The sequence below is a fragment of the Stenotrophomonas sp. GD03654 genome (assembly GCF_029845105.1).
GTDB classification, from domain to species: Bacteria; Pseudomonadota; Gammaproteobacteria; order Xanthomonadales; family Xanthomonadaceae; genus Stenotrophomonas; species Stenotrophomonas africana.
In genome coordinates, this window is record NZ_JAOCLC010000100.1 from 1 (window position 1) to 12,550 (window position 12,550).

The 12,550-nt window shown below is 67.4% G+C and carries 11 protein-coding genes; 4 read left to right on the forward strand and 7 right to left on the reverse strand.

Annotation, left to right across the window (positions count from 1 at the left end; genetic code table 11):
- Nucleotides 1-33 precede the first annotated feature (33 nt).
- Nucleotides 34-597, reverse strand: coding sequence for a response regulator transcription factor (locus N5J73_RS22605; protein ID WP_049445286.1), 564 nt, complete (start codon nt 595-597; stop codon nt 34-36).
- On the reverse strand, nt 594-1,820 hold the full coding sequence (locus tag N5J73_RS22610) for an ATP-binding protein (RefSeq protein ID WP_049445282.1): 1,227 nt from the start codon (nt 1,818-1,820) through the stop codon (nt 594-596). The genes N5J73_RS22605 and N5J73_RS22610 overlap by 4 nt, the downstream gene beginning before the upstream one ends.
- 114 nt (nt 1,821-1,934) lie before the next feature.
- Between N5J73_RS22610 and ispG the strand changes: the two genes are divergently transcribed.
- From ispG to N5J73_RS22625, 3 genes are all read left to right on the forward strand, one after another.
- The gene (gene ispG, locus N5J73_RS22615) at nt 1,935-3,200 is read left to right on the forward strand and encodes a flavodoxin-dependent (E)-4-hydroxy-3-methylbut-2-enyl-diphosphate synthase (RefSeq protein ID WP_049445278.1); all 1,266 of its coding nucleotides are present in this window, start codon (nt 1,935-1,937) and stop codon (nt 3,198-3,200) included.
- The gene (locus tag N5J73_RS22620) at nt 3,181-3,930 is read left to right on the forward strand and encodes a phosphatase PAP2 family protein (protein WP_049445275.1); all 750 of its coding nucleotides are present in this window, start codon (nt 3,181-3,183) and stop codon (nt 3,928-3,930) included. The genes ispG and N5J73_RS22620 overlap by 20 nt, the downstream gene beginning before the upstream one ends.
- 201 nt (nt 3,931-4,131) lie before the next feature.
- Nucleotides 4,132-4,779, forward strand: coding sequence for a response regulator (locus N5J73_RS22625; protein WP_164078702.1), 648 nt, complete (start codon nt 4,132-4,134; stop codon nt 4,777-4,779).
- A 334-nt stretch (nt 4,780-5,113) separates the two neighbouring features.
- Here the strand turns inward: N5J73_RS22625 and eda are convergent, their stop codons facing one another.
- The 5 genes from eda to zwf form a co-directional block, all read right to left on the reverse strand.
- Nucleotides 5,114-5,773 (reverse strand): bifunctional 4-hydroxy-2-oxoglutarate aldolase/2-dehydro-3-deoxy-phosphogluconate aldolase, encoded by a 660-nt coding sequence (eda, locus tag N5J73_RS22630; protein WP_049447612.1) that lies wholly within the window; start codon nt 5,771-5,773, stop codon nt 5,114-5,116.
- 218 nt (nt 5,774-5,991) lie between these two features.
- On the reverse strand, nt 5,992-7,908 hold the full coding sequence (gene edd / locus N5J73_RS22635; protein WP_049447611.1) for a phosphogluconate dehydratase: 1,917 nt from the start codon (nt 7,906-7,908) through the stop codon (nt 5,992-5,994).
- A gap of 58 nt (nt 7,909-7,966) precedes the next feature.
- The gene (pgl, locus tag N5J73_RS22640) at nt 7,967-8,689 is read right to left on the reverse strand and encodes a 6-phosphogluconolactonase (RefSeq protein ID WP_049447610.1); all 723 of its coding nucleotides are present in this window, start codon (nt 8,687-8,689) and stop codon (nt 7,967-7,969) included.
- Nucleotides 8,686-9,693, reverse strand: coding sequence for a glucokinase (glk, locus tag N5J73_RS22645; protein ID WP_049447609.1), 1,008 nt, complete (start codon nt 9,691-9,693; stop codon nt 8,686-8,688). Before glk ends, pgl begins: the two co-directional genes overlap by 4 nt.
- Nucleotides 9,690-11,126, reverse strand: a complete 1,437-nt coding sequence (gene zwf, locus N5J73_RS22650) for a glucose-6-phosphate dehydrogenase (protein WP_164078703.1) — start codon at nt 11,124-11,126, stop codon at nt 9,690-9,692. Before zwf ends, glk begins: the two co-directional genes overlap by 4 nt.
- Before the next feature lie 352 nt (nt 11,127-11,478).
- Here zwf and ugpC point away from each other — a divergent pair.
- A partial coding sequence (ugpC, locus tag N5J73_RS22655) for a sn-glycerol-3-phosphate ABC transporter ATP-binding protein UgpC (protein ID WP_279941354.1) occupies nt 11,479-12,550 on the forward strand: 1,072 nt, incomplete at its 3' end.

Here is a 12,550-nt window from a genome sequence, read left to right on the forward strand (position 1 = left end):
GCCGAGGTCTGAGCCGGACCGGTCCGGTTGCGATCAGCGGCTGGGATCGCGTTCCGGGCTTGGCCGCTTTGCCAGCTTGCGCTGCAGCGAACGCCGGTGCATGCCGAGCAGGCGCGCGGCCGCGGACACGTTACCGCCGGTCTCGTGCATCGCCTGCTGGATGTGTTCCCACTGCAGGCGGCTGATCGGGGTCATCGCGTCGGGCACTTCCATTTCGCCATCGTCGGCCGGGCCGTCGTCTTCCTCGCCGAGGGCGCGCAGGATCATCGGCACCGTGGCCGGCTTCGGCAGGTAGTCGTCGGCGCCGAGCTTGATCGCCTCCACCGCGGTGGCGATGCTGGCGTAGCCGGTCACCAGCAGGATGCGCATGTCCGCGCGCAACGCGCGCATCGGCTGGATCAGGGCGAGGCCGGAATCGCTGCCCAGCTTCAGGTCGATCAGCGCGAACGCCGGCGGATGCTGGCGGGCCAGCGCCAGTGCACTGGCGGCATCCTGCGCGGTCTGCGTTTCAAGCCCCTTGCGGGCCAGGCTGCGCTGCAGGGTGCGCAGGTACAGTTCGTCGTCGTCGACCAGCAGGCCGAGGGTTGAGGTGCTCATGGGGTTTCCTCGCGTGGGGCCAGCGGCAGGCGGAAGCCGACGCGGCTGCCGGCGCCCTGGGCCGGGCGCATCCACATCTCGCCGTCGAGGCGTTCGATGGTGGCATGGGACAGGGCCAGGCCGACGCCCATGCCCTCGCTTTTGCTGCTGCCGAACAGCTTGCCCGGCAGCACGGCAGCACGGGCGTCGAAGCCATGGCCATAGTCGCGTACTTCGCCGATCAGGTCGTCGCCTTCGATGCGCAGGTCCAGGTCCACGCGTGGCCGGCCGGCCTTCTCGCCGGCGTCGGCGGCATTGTTGAGAAGGACCATCAGCAGATGGCCCACGCCCGGGTCGAGTGGCAGCCGCAGCGGCGCATCGTCGTTGCGGTGCAGGTCGATGGTCGGCCGCACCAGGCGCCACTGTTCCAGTACCTGCTGGGCACTGGAGTGGCTGCGCCCCGGTGCATCGGCCGAGGCAGGTGCGGCCAGCGCCAGCACGCGCTCACGGCACTGCACCAGCAGCTCGCGCAGGGTTTCCATGTCTTCGCGCACTTCGGGCTCTTCGCTGCGCTCGGCGACGTCATCGGCGAGCAGGGTCATGGTTGCCAGCGGCGTGTTCAGCTCATGCGCCACCGAGGCGGCATGGGTGGCCAGGGCGACGATGCCCTCGTTGCGGGCGAAGCGTTCGCGCAGGGCCGACAGTTCCAGTTCGCGCTGGCGCAGCGCCAGCGCCAGGCGGGTAGAGAACGTCAGCACGACCGCCGCGGAAATCAGGAAATTGGCGACCACGCCCCAGCGGTTGAGGTCCTGCGCGCGGAAATAGCCATCCGGCAGCGGCTGCCCGAAGATGCCGCTGGCGGCATAGCCGAGCAGGCAGGCCAGCGCGACCGCCAGCGCCCAGCGCAGGGGCAGGGCGAACGCGGCCAATGCGATCAGGATCAGGAACAGCGAACTGAACGGGTTGGCCATGCCACCGCTCCAGCCCACCATCCAGGTCAGGATGATCACGTCCACCAGGATGTGGCCGAATGCGGTCAGCGGCGCGGTGTCGGCCGCCTCCGGGCGCAGCTGGGTGTAGATGTTGAACAGGGTCAGCACGGCTACGCCGGCCCACAGCGGCAGCTGCGGCAATGGCAGGCCCAGCACCCAGGTGGCTACCAGGATGGTGGCGGCCTGGCCACCTACGGCAAGCCAGCGCAGGCTGCACAGGGTACGGAGAAACGGGGCGTCGGGACCGGTCATTCATGCTCATCGTATGCGTTCACGCGTGACCGTGCCTGCGACAATCGGCCGCAGCCGTGCCTCCGGCTGAATGCGAGTCACCCCGAATGCGGGGGCGGGCGGTAGAATGCGCCCATGCACGACGCCGTCTCCCGCCCGACTCCCCCCTCCGATGCCACCTCCTGGCCCCGCCGCCAGACCCATGCCGTGCAGATCGGCGGGGTCACCGTAGGTGGAGGCAAGCCGGTCGTGGTGCAGTCGATGACCAACACGGACACGTCCGACGTCGCCTCCAGCGTGAAGCAGGTGGCCGAGCTCTGGCGTGCGGGTTCGGAAATGGTGCGTTTGACCGTCAACACCGTTGAAGCCGCTGCGGCGATCCCGCGCATCGTCGACAAGCTGGCGATGATGGGCATCGACGTGCCACTGATCGGTGACTTCCATTACAACGGCCACCAGCTGCTCACCGCCGAACCGGCGTGTGCCGAAGCGCTGGCCAAGTACCGCATCAACCCGGGCAACGTCGGCTTCGGCAAGAAGAAGGACCTGCAGTTCGCCCAGTTGATCGAGTTCGCGATCCGCTACAGCAAGCCGGTGCGCATCGGCGCCAACTGGGGCTCGCTGGACCAGGCCCTGGCGGCGAAGCTGATGGACGAGAACAACCTGCGCGAGCAGCCCTGGGATGCCGGCCGCGTGCTGCGCGAGGCGCTGATCCGCTCGGCGCTGGACTCGGCCGAGCAGGCGGTGGAGCTCGGCCTGCCGCGCGATCGCATCGTGCTGTCGGCCAAGGTCAGTGGCGTGCAGGAGCTGATCGCGGTTTACCGCGACCTTGCCCAGCGCTCGGACTTCGCCCTGCACCTGGGCCTGACCGAAGCCGGTATCGGTAGCAAGGGCATCGTCGCCTCGTCGGCGGCGCTGAGCGTGCTGCTGCAGGAAGGCATCGGTGACACCATCCGGATCTCGCTGACCCCGGAACCGGGTCAGTCGCGTACGCAGGAAGTGATCGTTGCCCAGGAACTGCTGCAGACCACCGGGCAGCGTGCCTTCACGCCGCTGGTCACGGCCTGCCCGGGCTGCGGCCGCACCACCTCCGAGTTCTTCCAGGAGCTGGCCAAGGTGGTGCAGAACCACGTGCGCGAGAAGATGCCGCTGTGGAAGATCCATCACCCGGGTGCGGAGAACATGACCCTGGCGGTGATGGGCTGCATCGTCAACGGACCGGGTGAGTCGCGCCATGCCAACATCGGCATCTCGCTGCCGGGCACGGGTGAAACGCCTGCGGCACCGGTGTTCGTCGATGGAGAGAAGAAGGTGACCCTGCGTGGCGACAACATCGCCCAGGAGTTCGTCGCCCTGATCGACGACTACGTCGAACACAAATATGTCCGAAGCGCCGGATAAGCCCGCGATCCTCGCTGCACCGGAGTCCGCCTCCGGCTTCCGCCACTGGATGGCGCGCAATGCCTGGCGCCTGGTCCTGCTGTTCGGTGGCGTGCTGCTGCCGCTGGCCGGCTTCGTCGCCCTGGCCGACGAGGTGCACGAGTTTGAATCGTTCCATTTCGACGCGCCGCTGCTGTGGCAGATGCATGGCCTGCATTCGCCGCTGCTGGACCGCTTCTTCGTGCTCATTTCCAGGCTGGGCTACGAATGGTTCCTGATCCCGGCCGATGTGCTGATCATCGCAGTGTTGCTGGGCTACCGGCGTTGGCGTGAAGCCACGTTCGTGGCGGTCAGCTTCGTCGGCTCGGCACTGCTGAACATGGGCAGCAAGCACTTCTTCCAGCGCCAGCGCCCCAGCCTGTGGGAATCGATCGCCCCGGAATCGACGTTCAGCTTCCCCAGTGGCCACGCGATGGGCTCGATGACCCTGGCGTTGACCCTGGTGCTGCTGGCCTGGAACACCCGCTGGCGCTGGCCGGTGCTGTTGCTGGCGCCGGCATTCAGCCTGCTGGTCAGCGTGTCCCGGGTCTATCTGGGGGTGCATTACCCCTCCGATATCCTGGCCGGATGGTGTGCCGCGCTGGTTTGGGTGGTAGGGTGCTATCTGGTCATGTTCAGTCGCCGGCACCCATGGCGACGTCATGGCTCGCCGCCAGCGAAGGCCAGCGAAGCATCATCACAGGGGGATTGACGTGGATGGCCCTTGAGGGACGTCTACGTGATAGATCAGTTGTTTCGTTGCAGCAGGTTCTGCAAGACAGGGGGCAAGCACAACGCGCGGTACTGTGATGCGCAAGGCAGATTGCCGGGGTCGCATTCCGAACGCGCTTGCAGGGGTATCGGCACCCCACCTAGCTTGACCTGCAATGGCCGCATTCGAAGAGGTACGTGGATGACGATTCGAGTCTACCTGGTGGATGACCACGCGCTGGTCTGCACCGGGATGAAGATGATTCTGTCGGGGGAAACCGACATCGAGGTGGTGGGCGAAGCCGAGACCGGCGAAGATGCGCTGCGTGAAGTCCGTCAGCTGCTGCCGGATGTGGTGCTGTGTGACCTGCACCTGCCGGGTGTGAGCGGCATGGAAGTGACCGAGCGTATCGTGCGCAGCCACCGCAATACCCGCGTGGTGATCGTGTCGGTGCTGGAAGATGGCCCGCTGCCGAAGCGGCTGCTTGAAGCCGGTGCTGCCGGCTACATCGGCAAGGGCTGCGATGCGCAGGAGCTGTTGCGCGCGGTGCGTGACGTGGCCGGTGGCCGTCGCTACCTAGGCACCAGCATCGCGCAGAACCTGGCGCTGTCGACGGTGGAAGGCAACGGTTCGCCGTTCGACAGCCTGTCGCCGCGCGAGCTGGAGGTGGCACTGCTGCTGACCCAGGGCCTGCGTCAGGAGGACATCGCGCGTCGTCTGAGCCTGAGTGCGAAGACGGTGAACACGCACAAGGCGCGGTTGTTCGAGAAGATGGGGATCCACGACAACATCGCGTTGGCGCGGATGGCCAGCCAGTACGGGCTGGTGGATCCGGCGCGGCCGCTGTAAGGGATTCGGCCAACGGCTGAGCCCCTCGCGGTGGTGGTGCGGTTGGATTGTGGTGGTTGGCCGGGCGGATGGGCTGTGCAGGGGGCGCTGCAAGTACGTCCCTGTAAGCTCGGTCGCCGCATCCATGCGGCTCACGCCCCTGCACAACCCATCCGCCCGGCCACGGACAGGTTCCGTGCGCGTCCACCGCGGAATTGAAGAAGGAAGAGCAGGAGCGGGTCGCGCGCTTTGCGCCTCTGGATGCTGGTTCTGTAGAGCCGAGCCGATGCTCGGCTGCTTTCCGTTCCGCTGGGGCGGAGCCGAGCATGGGCTCGGCTCTACACCTTTGTCGGGCTCAGTGGCCGCGCACGCGCTGGATGATCTTGGCGGCGTCTGCGGCGCTGGCGCGCACCTTGTCCCATTCGCCGTTGGCGATCCAGTTGCCCGGCACCATCCACGAACCACCGATGCAGACCACGTTCTTCTGCTCGAGGTATTCGGCGGCGGTGTTCTCGGTGATGCCGCCGGTCGGGCACAGCTTCAGGTCCGCCACCGGGCCGGCCAGTCCCTTGATCATTGCCAGGCCACCCACAGCCGTGGCCGGGAACAGCTTGCACACGCGGAAGCCGCGGGCGTAGAGCGACAGCAGCTCGGTCGGGGTGGCTGCACCCGGCACCACCGGCAGCGGTGCAGCGGCCAGTGCATCAGCCAGTGCCGGCGGCGTACCCGGGGTCACCAGGAAGTCCGCACCCGCATCGATCGACTGCTGCATCTGCTCCACGGTCAGCACCGTACCGGCACCCACCACCACGTCCGGCAGCTCGCGCTTGAGCATCGCCAGCGCTTCCATCGCCACCGGCGTGCGCAGCGTCAGCTCGATCGCCGGCAAGCCACCTTCCAGCAGCGCCGCACTGACCGCACGCGCCTGGTCCAGCGTATGAATCGTCACCACCGGCAGGATGCCCGCCGCATGCAACAGCTCCGCCGCCTTCACCTGATGTTGTTCGATACCCATAGCTCTGCTTCTGCCTTTGCTTCTGCTTTTGAATTTGATTTTCAGTGATCACTTCGCGGCGTCGATGCGCCGTAGAGTGTCAGGAGGGCGCGGGTAGCCCCAGCCGGGACCGTGAGCGGCATGGATGCCGCGACCGAGCCCCCATGGAGGGGTTTACGGCGTGTCCCGGCCAGGGCGCTCTACTGCCCAGATCGGGAAGCCTGCCGCGGCTTTTCGCTTCAGGCGTCTTTTGCCTCATGCGGCGCCGCCGCTGCCGCCGCATCGTGCCCCAGCTCGTATTCCGCGTCGTACTCCCACGGCCCACCATCGGCCGCCGCCGGCCCGCACGAAATCGAAATCGCCCCCTGGTCGGCCGGACCCACCACGCGGCGGTTGATCGCGAACAGATTGCGGCCCAGGTCATGCGCGGCAGGCGCAGTGTTCGGCGCCAGCGGGCGTGCCGCCCATTCGGCCGCGTCCACCAGCACTTCCAGCGTGCCGGCCTCGCCATCCAGGCGGATCATGTCGCCCTCGCGCACCTTGGCCAGCGGGCCGCCGCGGGCAGCCTCCGGCGTCACGTGGATCGCTGCCGGAATCTTGCCCGAGGCGCCGGACAGGCGGCCGTCTGTGACCAGCGCCACGCGCCGGCCCTGGTTCTGCAGCAGGCCCAGCAGGGGCGCCAGCGAATGCAGTTCCGGCATGCCGTTCGCACGCGGGCCCTGGTAACGCACCACTGCCACGAAATGCTCGGGCAGCAGGCCACCGGCATGCAGCTTGTTCAACACCTGCGGTGCATCGACCACCACCGCCGGTGCTTCGATCGTGCGGTACTGCGGCTTCACCGCCGACAGCTTGATCAGCGACTTGCCCAGGTTGCCGCGCAGCAGCCGCAGTCCGCCCTGGTGCTCGAACGGATTGTCGACGCCACGCACCACTTCGTCATCGGCGCTGCGTTCCAGGCCCGGCAGATAGACGAGCTGGCCATCGCGCAGCTGCGGTTCGCGTGCGTAGTCGGCCATGCCGCCACGCGCGACGCTGACCAGGTCGCCATGCATCAGGCCCGCCTTGATCAGCTCGCCGAATACGAAGGCCGGGCCGCCTGCGGCCGCAAAACGGTTCACGTCGGCGTCGCCGTTCGGATAGACGCGGGCCAGCAGCGGGATCAGCTGCGACAGTTCGTCGAAGTCGTCCCAGGTCAGCACGATGCCGGCAGCACGCGCCACCGCGATCCAGTGGATGGTGTGGTTGGTCGACCCGCCGGTGGCCATCAGCGCGATGACGGCGTTGATGATCGCGCGCTCGTCGATGATCCGGCCCAGCGGGCGGAAGTCGTCGCCCAATGCGGTGATGTCCAACGCACGTTCGGTCGCTTCGCGGGTCAGTGCATCGCGCAGTGGCGTGCCCGGATTGACGAACGACGCGCCCGGCAGCTGCACGCCCATCGCTTCCAGCAGCACCTGGTTGGAGTTGGCCGTGCCGTAGAAGGTGCAGGTGCCGGCGCCATGGTAGGAGGCGGACTCGGCTTCCAGCAGTTCTTCGCGGGTGGCTTCACCGGCGGCATAGCGCTCGCGCACTTCGGCCTTCTGCTTGTTCGGGATGCCCGGTGTCATCGGGCCGGCCGGCACGAACACCGCCGGCAGATGGCCGAAGGCCAGCGCACCGATCAGCAGGCCCGGTACGATCTTGTCGCAGACACCGAGGTAGACGGTGGTGTCGAACATGTCGTGGCTGAGGCCGATCGCCGTGGCCTGGGCAATGACATCGCGCGAGAACAGGGACAGTTCCATGCCTCCGCGGCCCTGGGTGACGCCGTCGCACATCGCCGGCACGCCGCCGGCCACCTGTGCGGTGGCGCCAAGCTCGCGCGCGATCTCGCGGATCTGTTCCGGATAGGTCTCGAACGGCTGGTGCGCCGACAGCATGTCGTTGTAGGCGGTGATGATGCCGAGGTTCGGCGTCACCCCGCCGCGCAGGCGGCTCTTGTCGGTGCCGCCGCAGGCGGCGAACCCGTGGGCGAGGTTGCCGCAGCTCAGGCGGCTGCGGAACGGGCCCTCACGCAGGGAGGCGTCGATCGCGGCCAGATAGGCGGCACGCGAGGCGGCGCTGCGGCGGATGACACGCTCAGTGATGGCTTGCAGTTGCGGATGGAGGCTCATTGGCTACCGGCGTTCGTGGTGGCGAGAGGCAAGCGGCGGCGCGGCGCCGCCGCCGACATCAATCAGCCCAGTGGACGCGCAGGCGCGCGCCTTCCAGGTTGATCGCGTTGAGGATCGGATACTGCTGGGCATCGTTGCTGTCCAGCGCCTGGCGCAGCACCTGCAGCTTCTGCTTGCCACGCAGCAGCAGCAGGCGCTGGCGGCATTGGCGCAGGCCGTGCGGGGTCAGCGTGATGCGCAGCGGCCACTGGTTCGCGCCCGGGCAGCCGGTGGCATCCAGTGCCGCGTAGGGCAGGGTGCTTTCCAGTGCGCGGGCCAGGTCCTTCGAGCCCGGGAACAGCGAGGCGGTGTGGCCGTCGTTGCCCATGCCCAGTGCCACCAGGCTCGGCGGCTGGCTGTGCTGGGCCTGCAGGTTGGCGGTGTAGACGCATTCCGGCAGCGGCTTGCCGATGCGCACCAGCGGGTCGAAATGCGCACCTTCGGCGCGCTTGAGCAGGTTTTCGCGCACCAGCCAGGCATTGCTGTCGCGATCCTGCGGCGACAGCCAGCGCTCGTCGGCCAGGCTCACTTCCACCCGGTCCCAGTGCACGTCCAACTCGGCCAGTGCCTGGTAGATCGGCGCCGGCGTGGTGCCGCCGGACAACAGGATGCGGGCGCGGCCCACTTCGTTGATGTCGTGGTTGAGGGTCTGCGCCATCTCGGCGGCCACTGCCTCGATCCAGCCATCGGCATCGCCGTGGTTGATGAACTCGATGCGGTCGTCGTGGAAGGTGGGGCTCATGCGGCAACTCCAGGTGCGTCACGTTCGGCGTCGGCGGCATAGGCGGCGGCGCCCAGCAGTCCGGCGTGGGGATGCATCACGGCCAAGGAGGGCACGCGCGCCATGATCGAAGAGAACCGCCCCTTGTGTTCGAAGCGCTGGCGGAAACCGGAGTGCTGCAGTGAATCGAGCATCTTCGGGGTCAGGCCGCCGGTCAGGAACACGCCGTCCCAGGCGCCCTGGGTCAGCACCAGGTCACCGGCAATGGCGCCGAACACCGCGCAGAACACGTCCACGGTGCGCATCGCCTGCGGATCACCGTGCAGGGCGCGGGCGGTCACGTCCACCGGCTGCAGCTGGCCCGGGTCGATACCGGCCATCTCACACACCGCGCGATGGATGTTGACCAGGCCGGGGCCGCAGATCAGCCGCTCGTTGGAGACGCGACCGAACTGTTCGGACAGGATTTCCAGGATGCGGATCTCCTCCGGGGTTCCCGGCGGGAAGCTGACATGGCCGCCTTCGGTTTCCAGCGGGTAGCAGCGCCCGTGGCGCAGGATCAGGCCGCCGACACCCAGGCCGGTACCCGGGCCGATCACCGCGTAGTTGCGCGGCTGGCCGGGCTTGCCCGGGACCCAGGCGGCACCGCCGACCTGGACCACGTCATCGGGCTGCAGCAGTGAAATCGCCATCGCCTGTGCGGCGAAGTCGTTGATCAGGTGCAGTTCGTCGAAACCGAGCATGGCGGCGGTGCGGCTGCGCGAGATCACCCACGGATGGTTGGTGATGCGCGCTTCGTCTCCATCGACCCGACCGGCAACCGCGAACACGCCGCGGCTTGCAGTGGCGCCGATCTGTTCCAGATGGTGGCGCGCGGCATCACCCAGCGACGGGAACTCCGCCACCGCGTACTCGCGGATGCTGTCTTTCTGCAGCGGTGCGTCCAGCGAGGTGTCGGCCAGGGCGAAGCGGGCGTTGGTGCCACCGATGTCGGCGACCAGCACCGGCTGCGAACTCGCACTCATGCCGAGGCTCCAGTGTCCGGTGCGTCCACACCCTGCGGAAGGAACTCGCCCGCATTGCTCGGGCCCCATTGGCCGGCCGGGTAGGGTTCCAGCGGCAGCTTGGCGTCCTTCCAGGCATCGGCGACGCTGTCGATCCACGCCCAGGCGGCGCGCACTTCGTCATCGCGCACGAACAGCGTGTGGTTGCCGTTGAACGCGTCCAGGAACAGACGTTCGTACGCGATGCGGCGGTGCAGGCCGGTTGGCACCGACAGTTCCAGTTCCAGCGGATGCAGTTCCAGCGCGCCCCATTCCGGGCCGGCCAGGCTGCTCATCAGGCCCAGTTCGATGTTTTCCTGCGGCTGCAGCTGGAACACCAGGCGGTTCGGTGCGGCCTGCGCGCGCTGCGGGCGCTCGAACAGCCAGTGGGTGACCGGCTTCAGCGTGACCACCACGCGGGTAGTGCGCTCGGGCAGGCGCTTGCCGGTGACGAGGTGGAACGGCACACCGCTCCAGCGCCAGTTGTCGATGTGCGCGGTGACACCGGCGAAGGTTTCCACGTCGCTGCCTTCCGGCGGCTGATAGGCCTGGGCCGGTTGCCCGTTGATGGTGCCGGCGGTGTAGCGGCCACGGATGCTGTCACGCGCGGCGTGCTTGGCATCAAGCGGGCGCAGGGCGCGCAGCACCTTGACCTTCTCGTCGCGGATGCGGTCGGCTTCCAGCGAGGCCGGCGGTTCCATCGCCACCATGCACAGCAGCTGCAGGATGTGGCTCTGCACCATGTCGCGCAGCGCGCCGGAGCGTGCGTAGTAGGCGTCGCGGCCGTCCACGCCTTCGCTCTCGGCCACCAGGATGTGCACCGATTCGATGTAGTTGCGGTTCCATACCGCTTCCAGCAGCGTGTTGCCGAAGCGCAGCGCGATCAGGTTCTGCACCGCTGCCTTGCCCAGGTAGTGGTCGAGGCGGAACACGCGGTCTTCGTCGATCCACTGGCCGATGGTGCTGATGATTTCCTCGGCGCTCTCGCTGTCGCTGCCGATGGGCTTCTCCAGCATCAGCCGTGCCGGTGCGGCAAGTGCACCGCCCTTGGCCAGGCCTTCGCAGGTGGAGATGTACAGGCTAGGCGGGATGGCCAGGTAGCTGACGCACTTGCGGTCCACCAGGTCGGAGACCGCGACGGCAACCGAGTCGACATCGCGCAGGTCCACCGAACGGTAGTCGATGCGGCGCAGCAGGGCGCCGATGTCATCCTGCGTGGCCATCGGCATGGCCTGCTGCAGGCGCGGCCGCAGGATGTCATGGAAGGCTTCGGTGTCATGCCCGGACAGGGCCAGCGCACGGATGCGGAAGTCCTCCGGCAGCAGGCCGTCGCCAAGCAGGCGAAGCAGCGAAGGGAACAGGTAGCGCTGGGCCAGATCACCTGTGGCACCGAACAGGAAGAGGGTGTCGTGCATCGCTCGAGTTTCAGATCCGGGTGACATCGTTGTCAATCGCTTCATGGCTGGGTTCGGGGGACATCCGCGCAACTGCCTGTCCGAGGTTCGTCGGGGGCGTTCTCCGGGATACCGGAAGACCGTTCCATTCGAAACCACTACCTCGGCGGAACCTTCGTTCAACCGCCGACGCAGATCGGTGCGCACCGATCATCGGATAGTGCCACGTGAAAACGTTTACATGGCAGAATGGGCAACTGTATTCGATTGCAGTGCTCGCCGTCATGCGGCAAGCGCGCAATCATCACTGCCATCGGGAGGGCCGAGGCAGTCCCAAAAGACAGCCCGGCTTCGGGCGGACCGGATAGGTGATATGGCAAAAGTGCAGTTGCAGGGTGTGCGCAAGGTCTATGACAACGGCCAGGTCGCGGTGAAGGACGCCAGCTTCGAGGTCGCCGATGGCGAGCTGATGGTGCTGGTCGGTCCGTCCGGCTGTGGCAAGTCGACCCTGCTGCGGATGGTGGCTGGCCTGGAGGAGATCAGCGGCGGCACGCTGACCATCGGTGATCGCGTGGTCAACGACGTGGCGCCGAAGGATCGCGACATCGCCATGGTGTTCCAGAGCTACGCGCTGTACCCGCACATGACCGTGGCCGAGAACCTGGCCTTCGGCCTGAAGCTGCGCGGGCATGACAAGGCGACCATCGACAAGCGCATCGCCGACGCCGCGCAGACGCTGGGCCTGACCGAGATGATGGACAAGCTGCCCAAGGCGATGTCCGGCGGCCAGCGCCAGCGAGTTGCGCTGGGCCGGGCGCTGGTGCGCGAGCCGGCGGTGTTCCTGCTCGACGAACCGCTGTCCAATCTGGATGCCAAGCTGCGCCACAGCGTGCGCACCGAGATCGCGCAGCTGCACCGCAAGCTGGGCACCACCATGATCTACGTGACGCACGACCAGGTCGAAGCGATGACCCTGGGCCAGCGCATCGTGGTGCTGAAGGACGGCATCATCCAGCAGATCGATACGCCGATGGCACTGTACGACCGCCCGGCCAACCTGTTCGTGGCGGGTTTCCTCGGCAGTCCGGCGATGAACGTGCTGCGTGGCACGCTGCAGGGCGATGCCGGTGGCGTGACCGTGGTCGACGGCGAGTGGCGTGCACCGCTGGGCCAGGCCACGATCGATCCGGCATGGCTGCAGAAGCCGATCGCGGTGGGCGTGCGGCCAGAGCACCTGCAACCGGCAGGCAGCGAAGACACGCACGCGTTCACCGCGCGCATTGAAGGCATCGAGCCCGTCGGCAACGAGATTTTCGTCAACATGAGCAGTGGCCAGCATGCACTGACCATGCGTGTTGCGCCGCAGGCGCTGCCAGCGGTGGGCGAGCAGATCCGCGTGGCGATCCACCCGCAGGGACTGCACTTCTTCAGCCCGGAAACCGGCG

What these genes read in the sequence shown, in the direction of transcription:
- N5J73_RS22625 (WP_164078702.1), top strand. Translation starts at nt 4,132, where the DNA reads ATGACGATTCGAGTCTACCTGGTGGATGACCACGCGCTGGTCTGCACC.
- ispG (WP_049445278.1), top strand. Translation starts at nt 1,935, where the DNA reads ATGCACGACGCCGTCTCCCGCCCGACTCCCCCCTCCGATGCCACCTCC.
- edd (WP_049447611.1), bottom strand. Translation starts at nt 7,908, where the DNA reads ATGAGCCTCCATCCGCAACTGCAAGCCATCACTGAGCGTGTCATCCGC.
- pgl (WP_049447610.1), bottom strand. Translation starts at nt 8,689, where the DNA reads ATGAGCCCCACCTTCCACGACGACCGCATCGAGTTCATCAACCACGGC.
- eda (WP_049447612.1), bottom strand. Translation starts at nt 5,773, where the DNA reads ATGGGTATCGAACAACATCAGGTGAAGGCGGCGGAGCTGTTGCATGCG.
- N5J73_RS22610 (WP_049445282.1), bottom strand. Translation starts at nt 1,820, where the DNA reads ATGACCGGTCCCGACGCCCCGTTTCTCCGTACCCTGTGCAGCCTGCGC.
- glk (WP_049447609.1), bottom strand. Translation starts at nt 9,693, where the DNA reads ATGAGTGCGAGTTCGCAGCCGGTGCTGGTCGCCGACATCGGTGGCACC.
- N5J73_RS22620 (WP_049445275.1), top strand. Translation starts at nt 3,181, where the DNA reads ATGTCCGAAGCGCCGGATAAGCCCGCGATCCTCGCTGCACCGGAGTCC.
- zwf (WP_164078703.1), bottom strand. Translation starts at nt 11,126, where the DNA reads ATGCACGACACCCTCTTCCTGTTCGGTGCCACAGGTGATCTGGCCCAG.
- N5J73_RS22605 (WP_049445286.1), bottom strand. Translation starts at nt 597, where the DNA reads ATGAGCACCTCAACCCTCGGCCTGCTGGTCGACGACGACGAACTGTAC.